Annotated in this window: 12 protein-coding genes; 3 read left to right on the top strand and 9 right to left on the bottom strand. The window is 41.1% G+C overall.

Features of this window, described 5'->3' with window-relative positions:
• Positions 1-32: 32 nt before the first annotated feature.
• From B9A52_RS17110 to B9A52_RS17125, 4 genes are all read right to left on the bottom strand, one after another.
• Positions 33-500: a JAB domain-containing protein gene (locus B9A52_RS17110; protein WP_084121629.1), complete on the bottom strand. Its 468-nt coding sequence runs from the start codon at positions 498-500 to the stop codon at positions 33-35.
• A 472-nt stretch (positions 501-972) separates the two neighbouring features.
• Complete coding sequence (gene mobC / locus B9A52_RS17115; RefSeq protein ID WP_084121630.1) at positions 973-2961, bottom strand: conjugal transfer protein MobC; 1989 nt, start codon at positions 2959-2961, stop codon at positions 973-975.
• A gap of 19 nt (positions 2962-2980) precedes the next feature.
• Positions 2981-4270, bottom strand: a complete 1290-nt coding sequence (locus B9A52_RS17120; RefSeq protein WP_084121631.1) for a relaxase/mobilization nuclease domain-containing protein — start codon at positions 4268-4270, stop codon at positions 2981-2983.
• Entirely contained in the window at positions 4255-4644 is a 390-nt protein-coding gene (locus B9A52_RS17125) for a plasmid mobilization protein (RefSeq protein ID WP_084121632.1), read from the bottom strand. Before B9A52_RS17125 ends, B9A52_RS17120 begins: the two co-directional genes overlap by 16 nt.
• Before the next feature lie 264 nt (positions 4645-4908).
• Between B9A52_RS17125 and B9A52_RS17130 the strand changes: the two genes are divergently transcribed.
• The 3 genes from B9A52_RS17130 (at position 4909) to B9A52_RS26225 (ending at position 7921) form a co-directional block, all read left to right on the top strand.
• On the top strand, positions 4909-5256 hold the full coding sequence (locus B9A52_RS17130) for a hypothetical protein (protein ID WP_084121633.1): 348 nt from the start codon (positions 4909-4911) through the stop codon (positions 5254-5256).
• Between the two features lie 96 nt (positions 5257-5352).
• On the top strand, positions 5353-7338 hold the full coding sequence (locus tag B9A52_RS25665; RefSeq protein ID WP_157370201.1) for a tetratricopeptide repeat protein: 1986 nt from the start codon (positions 5353-5355) through the stop codon (positions 7336-7338).
• A 10-nt stretch (positions 7339-7348) separates the two neighbouring features.
• Positions 7349-7921: a nucleotide pyrophosphohydrolase gene (locus B9A52_RS26225; protein ID WP_231955274.1), complete on the top strand. Its 573-nt coding sequence runs from the start codon at positions 7349-7351 to the stop codon at positions 7919-7921.
• A gap of 180 nt (positions 7922-8101) precedes the next feature.
• Here the strand turns inward: B9A52_RS26225 and B9A52_RS17145 are convergent, their stop codons facing one another.
• From B9A52_RS17145 to B9A52_RS26470, 5 genes are all read right to left on the bottom strand, one after another.
• Entirely contained in the window at positions 8102-8584 is a 483-nt protein-coding gene (locus B9A52_RS17145) for a hypothetical protein (RefSeq protein WP_084121634.1), read from the bottom strand.
• Between the two features lie 194 nt (positions 8585-8778).
• Positions 8779-10830, bottom strand: a complete 2052-nt coding sequence (gene brxL, locus B9A52_RS17150) for a protease Lon-related BREX system protein BrxL (RefSeq protein ID WP_084121635.1) — start codon at positions 10828-10830, stop codon at positions 8779-8781.
• 10 nt (positions 10831-10840) lie between these two features.
• Complete coding sequence (pglZ, locus tag B9A52_RS17155; RefSeq protein WP_157370202.1) at positions 10841-13162, bottom strand: BREX-1 system phosphatase PglZ type B; 2322 nt, start codon at positions 13160-13162, stop codon at positions 10841-10843.
• Positions 13132-14430: an McrC family protein gene (locus B9A52_RS17160; RefSeq protein ID WP_084121636.1), complete on the bottom strand. Its 1299-nt coding sequence runs from the start codon at positions 14428-14430 to the stop codon at positions 13132-13134. The genes pglZ and B9A52_RS17160 overlap by 31 nt, the downstream gene beginning before the upstream one ends.
• An 11-nt stretch (positions 14431-14441) precedes the next feature.
• Positions 14442-17075, bottom strand: a complete 2634-nt coding sequence (locus B9A52_RS26470) for an McrB family protein (protein WP_084121637.1) — start codon at positions 17073-17075, stop codon at positions 14442-14444.
• Positions 17076-17080: the final 5 nt, after the last annotated feature.

The following is a 17080-nucleotide window of genomic DNA, read 5'->3' on the forward strand; positions in this document are numbered from 1 at the left end:
TCAATGACCATTTATCCATAAAAAAAAAGGGCCTAAAGCAGCCCTTCATCCGCAAAGGAAAAAAATCCTTCTTGGGTTACGATAATGTGGTCAAGTAATGGCAGATCGAGAATTTCTCCGGCTTCTTTGACTTTTTGGGTCAGTAATTTGTCTTGTTTAGAAGGCATCAGATTTCCCGAAGGATGGTTGTGGCTGATGACGATTCCGGAAGCATTACATTTTATAGCAGTGAACATGATCAGTTTCACATCAATTGTAACACCTGCCACACTTCCTGTTCCCAACAGCAGCACACCGATTACCTTGTTGGCCCTGTTCAGGACCATGACTTTGAACTGTTCGACAAATTCTATTTTGTCCTTGTCCCAACCTTCCAGCAATATACTGTATGCCTGACGGGAGCATGCAATTTTTGGACAGGCTGATAATTTGACTTTGGGATGATAGGACAGTTGGATTTCGGCAACCTGGGACGATAAACTGATGTTTGAAGTTTCCATAACATTTCATGTTTTAGTGAGAAATTGTTTATGGTACCCTCCCAGGATGTGGGCAATAAAGACCAAGAGGAAAAGGAATAAATGGCTATGCGAGGGCAGGCGAGGGGGTTATGCCGGAAGCTCTTGGTCGCCCCTGCAGCCCACATCCTAACTTGTGCCATGAATCAATTGAATTAAAAACATTATGGTTATCGGCTTCTTTGCTAATAACCCAAAATTCTTCTACAAACAGGACGGAAGACCGATGTATCGGACATTTCAGTTTCCTATCGAGATTTATACCGAATTACCTTTTTACTGAAATCATTGCATACTTTCATAAAGAACAGTGGGTTTTCATTATTACCAGCAAAAGCAATCAGCTAATTTTAATAAGGCGAAAATGTCATCTTCGGCGGAGTAATTTTGCTAACTGCTAACTGCGACTGCCTACTGAAAAACTTCAACCTCCAACTCCCAACTTCCAACTTCCCTACACCTTCCCCTTCACCAAAATCAAATGCTTCAACCCAGGATCATCAGAAAGCCTCTGAAGCTCCGAATGAATAATGTCCTGTATGTCCTGCTTGATCTGGGAATAATTTTTCTGTACAAGTGAATTGTCTATTTTCCTGATTTCAGGGATGTCCTTATACCCCGATTCCTCCGATTTGATTGCCTGATGGTCATTGATGATTTCGCAGTGAAATGCTTTTAGGGTTATCTTACAATCAGGATTGTCAGCCACCAAACCAACAAACTCCCCTGAGGAAAGTGAGGCTATTTTTGAGGGTGGAACAGCAGCATCAAGTTGCTTAGATTTGCTGATGGAAGTATCCCCACTGTTGATGGAAAGGCTCTGCCTGTCCTGCATGATTTTACCGATCCTGTCCGATAGTTGCCGTGCAGAATCCCCTGTCACCTGTCCCGAAATGATATTGCCCACAATCCCCATGATGACATCTGCCTGTTCCCTGCCATAGTCTTTTCGCAATTGGCTCAGGTCCTGAATCCCCAATATGGTAGATACTTTGTTGCTTCTTGCTGTGGCGATCAGGCTGTCAATTCCATTGAGGTAAATGGTCGGAAACTCATCAAAAATCAAACTGGATTTTAGCTTTCCTTTTTGGTTGACCAGTTTCACCAGGCGGTTGACATAGAGGGAGAGAACTGCGCCATAGGTCTGGATTTTCTGTGGATTGTTGCCCATACAGACGATCTTTGGTTCATCGGGATTGTTGATGTCAAGGGTAAAATCATTGCCCGAAAGCACATAGTATAACTGCGGGGAAGAGAGCCTGGCCATGGAGATTTTGGCTGAGGCAATCTGTCCTTCCAACTGTTCCATCACATCATTGAGATAGGCATTGACAAAGGGGTTGATCAGCACATCGATTTCCTTTTCCAGTCTAAGCAAAGTGAAAAGATGATCGTATTCTGCCTGCATCAGTTCAATGACATGGGGCAAGGTGCAGTACTCCCCATCCTTGTATTTTCTCAGAAACCAGATCACGGCTGTCAAAAAATTGATGGGTGATTCGACAAAGAAATCCCCCTGTTTTTTGATCCATTCCCGATTGAGTCCCATCAGAATTGTCCTGGCGGATTCCGCTGCATCTGTGATGTCGGTCATGGATTCAGGGACCAATGGATTGCAGCGGTGGGTCCTTGACAGCGCATCAAAATTGATCACAAAGAACTTTGGGGAGACCTGATAGCTGCCCTTGTTTTTCAGCCAACAGTTGTAAACGATCCTGGACAGGTCATCAAATTTGAAGTCGTACACAAACATGGAAAAGCCCTTTTCTATATGCTGGGTGATGGCATGGCGGATCACAAAATAACTCTTTCCAGCCCCTGGTGTTCCTAATACCAACAATGCCCGGAATGGGTTGATGATATTGATCCAACTGTTTTTTTGCTTTCCCTTCAGGTAGTATTTGGAGGGGAGGTTAACGGAAAATTCATTGCACAGCTTCCTTTCTTCCTGGGGAAAAGTTTCATTGTCACGGTTGAAAATATCCCCTTCCAGCCTTTGTCTGATGATCTTGGAGAGAACCGTCCCACCTGACAATATCATTAGAAATCCTAAACCTGTGGTACCTATATAAAGGATGCCAAGACTTTCTTCATCCAGTGATAAATCGAAAAAAAAATGACTCAAAAAGTAGATCAGCAATCCCGGTATGATCAAGAAAATGGCATGTTTGTAGGTTGATTTTTCATCTTTTCTTCCTTTGGCACCCAACAAAGAAATCAACAACATCCCCAGGGCAATCAACTTTGAAAAATTGAAATTCCTATACAAACCTGTCCCGACAACATTACCCAAAAGGTTGTCCGAGAACGGGGATACCAATCCCCAAAGGGCAAATGTCCCATAACAATAATAATAGAAATGGAGTGCCAATACTGCTATCCCCATCATTCTGGTCATATCCAAAATCTTCCTCAAAGCCTGTTCGTTCTCTCCTGTATGCATGTCGTTCTATTTTGTTTTTTTAAGGTTTTTTGATCCCTTTCTTCTTCTTTTTCTTCCGCTTTTTCCAATCAAATGGAACATAGCTGTAACTGCTTTCAGGCCCCATCAATGTTTCCAATAACCCTGATTCACTACCATCTGATCTGGTCATATTTAGTGGTAATTCATCAGCATTTTTTTCATTTTGTGACTTGCTTGGGTTGGAAGTCAGATCATTTTTTTGCTTGTCCACAGTTGCCATGAGGGTAGGGGAGTGACCGACTCCAAGTGCTTCTTTCAAACCTTTGGCAGCGTATTTTTTACCCAAGGCACTGCCATTAAATACCGTCCGGTTCCTATGGTCGACATAGGTGATTCCAAAGATTCTGCCCTCTTGGTTTTGTCTGATTACCAAACTAATTCCCTTTTTGTCAAGGGCTTCTTTCAGCTCCGAAAGTCCTTTTATGTCCGTCCTGATAAGGCTCATATCAATGACGGATTTAAGATCCTGAGCATGTTTTTGCCGGGCCAACTCATTGCCTACAAACTTGGATTCAATAAATGGCAGGGTGGCCTTAAAGGCAAAAAGACTGGCTTTGATGGGAACGCCAACCTTGGTCCCATCACTGTCCAAAACCCGGTAATACAATCCCTTGTGTTTGAAAACCCTGGACTCTTCACTGCCCCTGTCAGCAGTGATGTTGTAACATTTCAGTACTGCATTTAACTCAGGAAGGGAGGTGAATTTGTAGTTGTTCAATACATGCTGCAGCACATTGCCAATTGCTTTTTTGGTTTCTGATTTCCCATATTCCGCCTGCCTGACATGTATGGGATCCGGGATATATAATTGCCGTTTTTGATCTTCGGCCCTGACCAACCCAAACTGTTTTTCGATGGATTTTCGGACCGGTTCGGATTTGGTTTTTCCGATATTGTGGAGGGGAATTCTTTTGCCGTCAAGCTGAATATTGGTGGTGACGATATGCAGGTGGGGATGACCTGCATCATGGTGCTGATAGACCATGTAGGGTTGGTTTCCAAAACCTATCCCATCCATATAGCCCCTTGAAATCTCCTTCAAGGTTTCCGGTTCCAGCTTTTCATCAGGTGAAAAATTCAGGGAAATATGTACCGCATTCACCTTGGATCGGTCGTTTTGGGAAGCTTGTTTCGAAAGAAACCTGAGGCTATTTTCAGGGCTTAACTGCTCTGGTGAAATCGGGAAATTCTCAGCCAAAATCCTGTTGGCCACACCCTCCGCCACCTTGTTTTCATTATAGTGAAAGGGTCTTCTCAGGGAATTTCCGGACTTTATGACCGCAACCATTTTTCAGCAGTTTGGTGCAGGTAATGTTCTAATACTGTCAGGAATTCCAGCACTTTTTTTTGCTCCGATTCCAATCCGGGAACCAACTTTTTTGCTTCCGTGGGACCCAATGCATTTAGTTTCCTGACCGTTTGGTTGAAGTTGTTGGCAATGCCATGGATGTCTTTTTTGAGGGCTGAAAGTTCCCCGATGATATCCTTGAGGGCAGGGTTTTGATATACGCCGATAATAGGTTTGCGGAGCAGCATGGCCCGGGCATAGTCACTGATTCTTTGGTGGACGGAGCCTGAAAATGCCCTGTGAATCCTGTCATATTCTGCCGCTGTCAGGCGGATGTGCAGCCATTTATTTCTGTTGCTTTTGTTATCCTTCATCACATTTCTCTCTTCACATTTCAAACATCAGGATTTTCAGGCATCAAGGCCCACGACTCCGGAGTAAGGGCCAAAAACCCGGTTGTGATACAACCGTACATCTTGCCGATTTCGGAGGACACAGGAAATCTCCTTTAGCCTGTGATACGAACATAGTCAGAAGCATCCACAATGACCCAACCTGATTAAATTCTAAATAGGATGCTTTGAGGCGGTATTGATAGATTTGCGGAAGCTTTATTGTAAACCATAAATACCAAAAAGATGAATGCAGCCGATCTCGAAAAAGTCTATGAAACCTTGTTAAGTGTTCCCGGAATGAACGACCCTGTCAAAGTTGATCTAAAGATCCCCCGGAAAACCGTTTTGCTCCTGACCGAAGTCCTGCGCAAGGGCATGTCACCCGAAATCCAAAGCAAAGGCTTCGGCATGGCCGACAGCCTTTCCGAAAACACCAAAAATGAACTGAATGCAATTATCGAGGAAAGCTTGGAAAAAGCAGGTTTGATGGAGTTGAGTGGGAGGTTAAGGGGTTGGGGTGAGGCTTTCTTTCTTTATTTCTTAATAAACTTTGTTATCCAAAATTTAACCACCTCTGATTTAACTCAATAAAGTTTATCTCGGAACTTGATTTCGATCCTTTTTTGCCCATCCCATCTCCAAAGACTATATTTACTTCAAATAGCCTTTTGAGAATTACATTATTGTATGCAGATCTTTTATCAACGTTCCGAATTCCTGAAAAAACTGTTTCCAGACATAGATTTACATAACGACGATCAGCTGAAACTTGCCATCAAGGAATTTTACAAGCACGGGAAGTTAATCCCTGAAGTGAAAATTTCGGGTGATAGTATTGAAATCAATATCTCTGATGAATTTTTTAAGGAAGATCCGGCAGCATTTCAAAAAGCCAATCTACTTTGCCAGAAGAGGAAGTTTTCCGATGCACGGCCCTTTCTAGAGGATCTGATAAAAAGACATCCAACCATAAGTGAATACTACAGGACTCTGGCACAGACTTACGAAGAGGAGGGAAGTCATGAAGAAGCCATTGATATCTTAATTGACGCCCTAAAATGGAACCCTTCCAACCATTGGGCATTGATTCTAATGGGAAATATTTACATCAAGTATTACAAGGATGTGAATACTGCCATGACTTACTTTGACCAGGTGGTGGAAAGTGACCCTAATAATTACGTGGTATTGAACAACATTGGAGGGACATTTCTTCAATTAGGAAAATTAACCCTAGCAGAAAGATTCTTATCCAAGGCGTTTAAAGCAAATCCAAAATTCCCAAATGTTACATTAGGTTTAGGTTTGGTTAATTTTCAAAAGGGAGAATTCAGAACCGCTTTTGATTTTGCCATCGATACGTTTAAAAATGAAGAACATGTTGAAGGACCAGTCTTCCAAAAGGCCCTACAACTTGCCTTGGATTCAGCCAAATCACTTGTCAAACAACAGGTGGGAAAAGAATCTCTGGTAGATTATATCCAGGAGATTGAAAACCTCACAGGCAAAGAAGTTAGAATCGAAGAAGATTCAACCATTTCTACAGCCGCAAAAGTAGAGTTTGCAGAAAACTACGGAAGGGATTTCCACTTGGTCAAAACCAATCCAAAATACCCCAATACAGACCACTTGATTGCCCATGAACTTACACACCTAAAACTGGCCGAAGAAGCCCGTAAAGGTGGTGTAAACATGTTATTCATTGGGAAGGACAGTAAGTTGGAAGAATTCAAAAAATCTATTCAGGGAACACTAAAAAAATTGGAAAAAAGAGGAATCCCTGAATCCAGTATTTTCAAATATTCCAAAGATCTTTTTAAAGGAATTCTTAGTCAGGTTTTCAATACCCCTATTGACCTTTTTATCGAAGATTATCTTTATAACCATTTTCCTGAGCTTCGGTACGTTCAGTTTATTTCCTTATACCAACTGAATGTCGAAGCCCATAAAGCCGTCAATGACCCGAAAATCATAGACCTATCTCCCCCTGATATCCTTACGAAAAGTAGAATTTTCAATGTAGTATATGCGAGACATTTTGAAACCCTTTTTGGTATCAAGATGGAAAAGACATACTCTATAAGACCATTCGAAAAGGAGCAAATTGATGCATTTTGGGATGAGTTTAGTGAGTACAGGAATGACCGGGAAGCAGGGGAGGAGTATGAGTTGGTGCTGCATTGGGGAGAGGATTTGGAACTGGATGCTTATTTCGAACTGGTCGATGAAATCGAATACAGGTCTCAGAACAGACCATCATCAAAATCTCCTGAAGATGTTCTGACACAGATCGAGCAGGATCCCATGCAGATGGATTCGTATGATGAGGATGAAGCAGAGGAACTGAGAAAATTCCAGGAACAGCATGCCGGCAAAGACATCAATATGGCCGTGGCCATGTATATGATAGGAGCATTGGAATATTTTAAAGGAATGTCTACTGACAAGGTCAAAGAGATTGCCTATGAAATAGCCATGCTGGGTAGAACCGGAATAAATCCAAAGAAAAAAGGATACAAGCTGAATAAGATTCCAGGTACTTCTTTCTCCGGCTATAGACTGCTGGCATATTATTATGTCAGTTGGGCAGTTGCCATTCCTGAAATGCTAAAGGAGCTTCAGATGCCTTTTGATAAGGAGTATGAGTTGGCTTTAACACTTTTCAATCATTGAAACATATCAAATGGAAAAGCTTAAAGACGTTATAAGGAAGCCTGATTTTAAACCAGAGGACTATGAGGGTTTTATGGCCAGTGAATTTCAATTTATGCGTGTTTTCTTTCTGGAAAACAAAGACCTTAAAACGTCTTTTGATGAAGTAAATAGTTTTTTGGCTGCAAATGGATTTCATGAACTTAATTTTGAGGATTTTATAGAAGAATTGTCAATAAGGTCGGAAGGAGTAGGCCTTTATGCCGATCAATATGCTAATGAAACCAACAAGAACCTGATATTGACCATTGACAAATATGATCCTGTTTGTAATCCGATTGACCAGATGATTGTTGAATTGGTCCGCTTTAGAAATGAGAGGGATTGGGCTCAATTTCATAACCCGAAAGATTTAGCTTTAGCATTAAGCGTGGAGGCTTCTGAACTATTGGAGCTATTTTTATGGAAGAGTGCCGAGGAGGTCAATGAAGAAAAAGTCAAGGAAGAATTGGCTGATGTTTTTGCTTTCGGATTGCTTTTGGCAGAAAAATATGGTTTTAATGTCCGAGAAATTGTTTTAGAAAAAATAGCAAAGACTGCATAGAAATACCCTCTTGAGAAACCAAAAGGCAGTGCGAAAGAATGTGACCAAGTATGATTTTAAAACTATATCCTAATTTATCGATAGTTGAAACTTTGTTTCATCGGGAACAAGACTTTTTAAGCTAAAAAACCTGCAATTCAGTGAAATTCAGGCGGAAATTATTTTAAAGCAATTAACGCATTAGAGCCAAATTGGTTTAGGCGCTTTGTAAGTTTTAGCTGGGGTTTTATAAGCAGGAGCCCTGTAAGTTGTATTTGGCGCCCTATATACTGGTGCAGGAGCCCTGTAAGTTGTGCTTGGTGCCTTATATACTGGTGCAGAAGTCCTGTAAGTTGTGCTTGGTGCCTTATATACTGGTGCAGAAGCCTTGTAAGTTGTGCTTGGTGCCTTATATACTGATGCAGGAGCCGAATATGTTGGAGCCTTGTAAGCAGGAGCTGAAGTTGGATTAATTGTTCCCGGCTTTCCAATGTAAGGATTTACATTTGGTTTGGTAGTATAATTATCATTAATCGTGTTGTTTTGGTTTGTTTTGTAATGTCCTTTAACCTGCGTCCCATTGCTTTTTGTGTATCCATTTACGAAATGGTTATTGGGATTAACCTGAGCATTTACATGAAATACTAAGAGTATACCGACGAAAAATAAAATGAATTTCTTCATAGAGAAGTTTTTTTTAGTGGAATAAAGTAAAAAATGTTAAACGAATATAAAGAAAATAATTTAAAAAAAATTAATAAATTCAAAATAAAATTTTTCAAAAGCATTAAATAGTTTTCTTTTACAATATAGAATTCTAGAAATAAAAGATTGGGCTTATTGACTTCCTTAACTTCATAAATTAATTCTTAGGGTAATCAATACCCCTCCATCAAAGTCTTCACCAAACAATCCCTTAAATCAGTGTAATATTGAATATTGATCTTTGTGATCATATCGTCGGATAAATCATTGAGTTGCTTGCGGGCATTGAGGGGGATGAGTAGGGTGGAGGCTCCTTTTTCAACTGCCAGTTCTGCAATGTTTACGGCGTTGTAGATCATGTCCAATGAACCACCTAGGTTCAACGATCCTACAACCACCAAACCTCCTTTGGTATTCTTTTCCAACATTGCGCTGCAGAGCGCCATCAGGACTGCCATGCCCATACCATTACCGCTTTTGGAGGAATCAAAGGCCCTTAACTGAACTGAGAAGTCATGGGATCTTGGATCTCGGTCTCCAACCAGCAATTTACTCTTGCTATAGAGGTTTTGCTCAGCATAGCGGACGCTTTCCTGGAAAGGGGGCGGCACAGGTCGGTTCAGGATTTTGACACCTGAGCCTGGTCCCATATTGATCTCTACCTTATAGAGACCTATGGACTCTTCCTGTCCACCCGCATTGATTGCCCAAATCTGTCCCGGAGGAAGGGGATCCTCACTGATGGTATTTTCACTGTGGATTTCCGGTGTGGTCACAAATGTTTCCACTCCCTCGTCACCGATGCGGTAACTGAAATGGGTATTCCGGAATTCTGCTGAACCCACTCTCTTTTGCTGTTCCTTGACCCTTCTCCTGTATTCCAAAGCTATTTTAACCGCCCATTCCAACAATTCATCTGAAATGGGCGCATCTGGATTGGGCTGCATTAGTTTCAACAATCCGTTCAGGGTTTTATTTACTGCAGTGGTATCCCTTCCGCTTAAGGCTCCGCCATAGTCTATTCTCGGAAGTACCTGCGTCAACCGACTGGTGCTCCGCATCCGGGTCCAACATTCGGACAGGAAATCACTCACCAAACCAAAGTGTTCCGTAAAGAAGGTTTTGTTCAATTTAGGGAAATCCCAACCGGGAACGAAAGCATGGATCCTGTCCATAAAGGCGGTGTCATCCCGCATCTCTTTGGGCATCGGTCCAAATAGGTGTGAGACCCTTTGCTGATGCTCTACATCCACATCAAAATTTCCGACCATCACCACACCACCGTCTGCTCTGATAGGTTCTTTGCCACGGCTAAACTCACCGCTTTCCATATAGCCTTTCATGATATTGATGCCATCTTTTTGATCAAAAGATATCCCGGAAACCTCATCGAAACAGACCACATCATACTTGCAGACCAAACCTCTTTCTCCACTACCCATGTTTACAAACATCTTGGCTACCGTGGCTTTACCTCCGGAAACCAAATGTGCATAAGGGGATATCTGCTGGTATAAGTGGGATTTTCCTGTACCTCGAGGGCCCAATTCCACCAGATTGTAGTTTCTTTCGACGTAAGGGATCATCCTTACAAAAAGTACATTCTTGGCTTTTTCGCTCAATGCTGATGGTTCCATACCCACACTTCGGATCAGGAAGTTTTTCCATTCCTCTAAAGTGAACTGTTCCCTTCCCTGGTAAAGGACATCCAATACATTTCTTTGGGAAAGCTGTATAGGTCTTAGGGATCTTACACCAAAAGGTCTTCCACCGTTTTCCTGAGCGATGGCAGCATCATACTCCAACTCTATCTCTGCATAAAACCCTCCTGTAAGGATCCTGTCATTTTCATTGACCAACTGCTCCGGTATCCTAACTTTGTTCAACTGAAGGCTTGGAAGGGTAGCCATATAGCTGTCAGTAGCGGTGTCCAACCTGGCGGTAATGATATCTATCAGTTTTATTGTACCGTTTTCTCTTGCCTTGGATTTGAAATATTCTTCCTCACCGGGACGAACCGTCCGATCGGAGAGTTGTCTTTTGACGATTTCCAAACCTTCCTGTATTTCTTCCTCATCGGTAGTGGCACAGTATCTCCCAAGCAAAAATTCAATAACATAAGTCGGTACAGGATACGTTTTCCTGAACTGCTCCAGCAGATCTTTTCTGACGATATATCCTTCAAAAGCTGATGCCGCTACACGGTCAATGTTGTCCAATTCCATAACAATTATTTTATCCACCTATTGTGGTGAGTTTCTTATCCATGATTACGCCATTGGGGTCAAGTAATAAAATGGTAGCGGCATTGCCTTCAGCATCTTCACTGACCATCACCCTACCTTTATTTCCTGCAATGACATTGTTTTTTGAAATGACAATTGAACTGTGCTCATCTGCCGCCTTTGTTCTCACATCCAATTGATAGCCGTCAGGTGCATGCTCAGTTTCCACATTGCATTTCAGATTTACCCATTTGATGCTTTTGATAAATGCATTGTCCTTGGGTTTGGATTTGCTTTCAAGAATTATTTCCGGAATCAGGCATTCGTGGATCGAAATGCCTCCATGCGCATATTCTTCGTTTGCCTTGAAGAAGCTGATCCCAGGAGCATAAGCGATAAATATCGAAGGATTCCATCTCCAGGGAAGGTGTAGTAAGGGAGAGACTGCCCCTTCTTTGATCAAAGCACAGCGACCCCATCTCGTCTCCGCCAAATCTGCATAAAGCTGTGTTTTTGGCAATCCACCGGGAAGAAGCAGCCATCCGTGATCTGTGACGATTTTGACTTTTTGGTAGCCTTTATCAAATATTTCATCCAAGGCTTCCATGATCTGATCGAAAAGCTCATCCACTCTTCTGACCAAAGCAGACTGCTCCTGATGGCCCTTGGTATCAATGTCTCCAATTTCCATCCAATATTTTTTGCCCGATTCAAGATCCGATACCTTAGGCAGGTATTCAAAACCCTGTGTCTTCAATGCATCCCTAAAGGCAGTTGTCGTGAGATCTTTGGTGTTTTTCAGTTGCGGTCTGAACTCCCGGCATTCACTGTTGACACTTACTAAGCCGGCTATCGGTGATACATTGGCTTTTGCTGTCGGAGTAAGGGATGGAATGGCTGACCAGGAGGGGGATAAGAAACTTTTAATGCCAGGGGAATCCTTTTCCAGCTTTTGAATAAATTCTTTGGCAAGCTCATACCTGAATGCATCGACAAACAATACAAAATCAAAGGTTTCTTCCTTTGCAGTCTGTCCGGTAAATATTTCTGGACTTTCCTCCACTAATTTCTGAAACCTTTCTGTAATCGATTCCAGCCATGGTTTATAAAAAAGCCTGATGACTCCTGATACTATTTCTTTATCCTTGGAAGATTTGACAGCCTGCAATGCCTTTCGCATGTATAGATCCACATTGCAACCTTCATCAGTGTAATAAATTCTCAATTGTTCCAGCGAAAAATTACTGAAAGAACACTGACTGTTACCGGCCATTAAATGCAGGTAGGATAAAGAAATTGCAAGAGGGGATTTATCAAGCTCTGCCCAAATCCAGTCCCGCCTGACTCTGTGGATATTCTCCAATTCCAAAAGTTTGCTATATGCCTTTGGGATATCCATTTTGGTCAAAGACTGGAGGGCATCAGCAAGCTTAGACTCTTCCAATTCATTTACCTGTGGCCAACTTTCACTGGGAAGACTGTACATGCCAATTCCCAGGTCTGCTGGCTTTGCCTGTCTTAAAAGGCCCTCTATTTGGGAATATTTTTTTGGGTTATTGGCGTAAAGCTGCCATACATTTTTCCAGCTACCGGATTGACTTCCGAGTTTCAAGGCAATTTCTTTGATGTTTTTGACATCAGGGACAAAGTCAAACTGACCTTTGCACAGCTCTATAAATACTGCCTTTTTTGACAGATCCATGGAATTGAGAAAGGATTCTCCCTGTATCATCCACTGTAGGATACTCTCGTTGATTTCAGGGAATACCAAGGTGTTGAGAAAACCTGCATCAATTTGGCTTTTGTTCAAAAAAGCCTCTTTCTCCATCAGGATAGAGGGCAGTGCTTTTTTAAGTGCATTCTTGGTGCTGTTGTCCTTTTGAACTTTGATGCCCATTCCATGCTGTATATTTTCTACAAAGGCCAAGATCGTCCATTCCTTTCCGTTTTCCTGGAGAAAAAGATTTCCGGTATACTGATACTCCAATAGGGGCTGAAGGTCAAAGACTGCTGTTTCTACTTTTCTTAAGTCGGTTTTGGAAATCCCGGGAAGGTAGATGATAGGAATGGTATTGTCCTCCCAATTAGCCTCGGGGAGCATTTTTGACACCATACATTTGATCCAAATGGCAGGTCCTTGTTTCAGACCCGCCTCATATTGACCATAAGTCAAAAGCTCGGGCAGCTCATGTTTCAGCACGGGAATGGCGGCTTTCCATTGCTCTTCCGGGTCGGGCCAAAGGATCACTTCGGGCCTGTCCATCACACTGCTGTTATGGAGGGTACTCAGCTTTAATGCCTTTATGATTTTCTCGAATATACTTTCTCGCATCTTTCAATTTCGTCTTCAATAAATGTAACTAATCTTTCCCCAAGTTGACGATCCAGCTTCTGATTTTCTGCCAGAACCGAAACCCTCAACATCCCACAACGATGTAGCTCTTTGTCTCCATTTTTGAAATAGCCTGAATCGAATGAAATGTTCTCGGAAAACTCTGCCGAGGGATACAGCAAAATTGCAGATTTACTATCCCAAAACTCATTATATACAAACATCTGCTTCAGGTCATTATCAGCAGGGTTGTTATAATCTGGCAATTTCCATTTCGTATCTATAATCATGTAAACCTTCTTATCTATTGTCACTGAGATATCAGGTCTAACCAATTTAAAGGATCTGCTATTGTCGGCAAACCAAAATCGTTTTTGATTTTGAGGCTGTATAGACCAACCTTGTTTCTTCTTCTTAAAGAGGGATCTGAAAATGTATTCTTCCCATAGCTGATTCATGTCAAAGAGAATGGCCAGCACATGATTACTTCCACCGCTGATATCCGGTCTGTAGTTCAGCAACAGCATAGCAGCTATTTCAATTGCATCTCGATAAGAAGCAGTTTTTCTATTGTAGTTCAGTTTTTCAAAAGTTTGGGCATTTACATGAATGTCGTTTAACTCAGGAAAGTTTAACAGCAGCGATTGTACCCTGTCTCTTAGCAAAGGGATTTTGCTAATAGTGGAAACCAACTTTAGTGCTTTGAGCAGGATCTGATTGAGCAGGTGGTTTTGATCATAGACCTGATGCCTGGTATAGAAGTTTTCCTGATGGACGAGATTATGTTGGATGTTTTTGCCAAAGAGCAATTTGCCCTTCAAGGCTTTACAGTTCCCGTCCTGAAATCTATATCGTTTGATCAAGCCTTGCCTTAACAATTGCTCACAGGCAATCACATAAAGCTCCAGATAAGCTTCCAAAATACTATTGTAACGATGCTTCAGAAATGCCTTTTCATTTGCCTGAACCTGCATCCAATGACATTCGGCTAACATCTCTAACAACACATCTCTCCACACCGCTTTCTGGTCCTCCAGGGCTAGCTTACCCACCTTAGGGAGAACCTCAATTACCAAATCTCCAGCTTGAATCACCCCAACGAATTGCTTGAATTTGACGCCATTTGGAGTCAGGTCAAAATACTTGCCTCCATACGTTTCATTGTACCAACCCAATAGCTGCCAATGTCTCCTTTGGAAACAGGAGTCTTCATCTACCTTTAAAGTAGTATATTCAAAAACCTGTATGGGTTTATTGCAGGAGTTCATACTGGCTATACTTAAGAATAAATGGACTGGAAGTCATCTTTTGTCAATTTACTAGAATCTTTCAATCGATATTGCCAAACTTGTTCATATTGACTCCCTAAATCATTCCCAGCCGAAAACTTGGCGAAGATATTGGAATTTACTTGCGTATTCCCCTCAAAAAAGGCATCTCCTAAAACCAATCCCAATTTTTCATAGTCGTTGTAAAAGAACTCCTGAAGAAGAGGAAGAATCTTATTTGCATAGACAGCTCTTAGACCTTCTATCTCTGTAACATTCCAAAACCAGGCATGACCAATGGTATGGTCGTTATCCTTCAATACAGTTAATCTTTCATTCAGTCTGCTCAACATTTTCGGTAAATCTATCCCGTCCGTAGTTGGCTTTAGTTCTTCAGGTAAAGGCGACATAGCCTTAAAGCTAAATCTTCTCCTCAAAGCTGTATCCAATGCTTCCACACTTCTATCTGCGGTATTCATGGTGCCGATAATATAAAGGTTTGGTGGAACAGCGAAAGCATTTTTCGAATAGGGGAGATCAACATAGAGAACTTCGTCTTTACCCATCCGTTTGTCAGGTTCTATCAAGGTGATCAATTCACCAAAAATCTGGGAAACATTGCCCCTATTAATCTCATCGATAATAAATACAAATGGGTCGGATTTATCATTTGACACAACTTGAACAGATCTTTTTGACCATATACTCTGAATAACCTTCTTCTTATCTTCATAGCTAAGTTCTTTGGCAATTGCCAGACTGTGTGGTTTTTTGTTTGTTACCCGATAGCTTGCAATTTTGTTCAAAACAGCCCAATAAGCAGTTGAATTGCTTCTACCAATTATATCCCGGATATTTTCGTGAATATTGGTCATAGTGGAAGGATTTGGGTATACATCATAAATTTTTGACAGTCTGTCTTTTGAGACTGTGTAAGCCCTTTCTCTTCCTTTATGGACAAGTACAAAATTACCTTGTGAAGTAATATTGATTTCTAGATCATTATTGGAGACTGTTTTGATTTCTTTTACAGCACCCTTTGAAACTTCTTCAAATAAGAGGTCATACAATCCATTGAAATCCAATATTTGCTCTACTAATTGGTCTGACTTGTTGTTTTTCACATGGTAATTGTAGGTTGCTTCAATACAGGCTTGCATAAACAAGCCATCTTGAATTTCATATTTCAAAAACGGTGAATCTTCATCTTCTGCTTGAACTGGCTTGATGCCTTCGATAAAATCCTCATAAGCCATGTTTTGATGAAAGGTATTAAAAAACACCCTCCTTTGCAGTTGTAAAGAAGCAAACCGCTGCTTCGCTTCAGATCTTTTTTCAGGTACTTCATCGTCAATAATTTCTAATGAAATATCTATGGTTCTGTAAGTCTTTCCAGTTCCCGGAGGTCCATACAAGATTAAATTGAGTGGATTGTTTGATTTAGCTTCCATAGCTTCTGTTTCATCTTCTACTTGATCTTCAAATTCCTCATTAGGATCATTATCAATCACTTTAAGGTTAAAATAGGGTAGGAACAAGAGTTTATTGATAGACTCAAGTTCAGAGGGCTTTATTTTCCAAAAAGTAGAATTCCCACTAGGCATAATCATCGATCTCTGATCCTTGAGTCCTGAAAGTGCCTCATCTTTTGGGAAATATATGGGCTTGACTTCTCTGTAGATCCAATCTTCTTTTTCAGGCCCAAAAAGTGATGCTATATCAGGACTAAAATCTTCTATCCCTGATGTAACTTGACCTATCCACTTGATTTTGTCACCTCCATAGCAGAGATAAACATAATCACCCTCCTTAAGCTCAGTCACAAACTTTTCACCTTGTCCCCTCTTAGTATACCTATTAAGGGTGATTAAATTATTTTGATCTACAATGTCAATAATAGCTGCATTGTCAAAATCTGTATTGAAAATCAAAGCACCATGGGAAATCTTATAGATACTTTGCCCATCCAACTCTAGGGTTTTTGCCATAAACAGCCTCCCTTCTTTAGTAAATATATGGGCAACTTGATCGATATGGCTGAAATCTTCTTCATTTACCAAAGATTTTAATTCATGAAGAGGATCTATAACTTGTTGGTATTCATTAGGTATGTCATACCAGTTGATGAAGTTTTTGTAAGAGTTATTAAATATTGGAAATAGGGTAGGGTTGATATAAAATAACCAGGGAGAGTAAACACCTCTTTTCACCTTAGGCACTTTCTTGTTTTCATATTCCCGTACCAACTGTTTGGCTTCCTGAACAGTAGTGACTTTGAAAGCTTTTACAAGAAACTCCTTCACAGTCTGTAGATCTTCATCTTTTAAGCCTACAATTCCTGTTTTTCCCGCATTCGTAAATCCAGGAACATAATGTTCCATGGCTGCGTCCCAGATAGATTTTCTTTTTGCTTCGTCCAGTACTAAAGCTTTCAACTTTTTATCAAAAGTATCATCTGTGCAGTTATACTTGAAAATCTGAATCAAGTCTGTCAGCACCTGATTGGTAAAAGGTTCAATCGTCAAGGCCTCTGCCAGAATCTGCCTAAAAATTGGAATAATAGCTTTTTGGCCTTCTCTTTCTTCGTAGAGATCCGAATTCTTGTATTCTTCGAATAAGTGTAAAAAGTGTGCTGAATTTTTCATAGCGT

Source organism: Aquiflexum balticum DSM 16537, assembly GCF_900176595.1.
Taxonomy (GTDB): domain Bacteria; phylum Bacteroidota; class Bacteroidia; order Cytophagales; family Cyclobacteriaceae; genus Aquiflexum; species Aquiflexum balticum.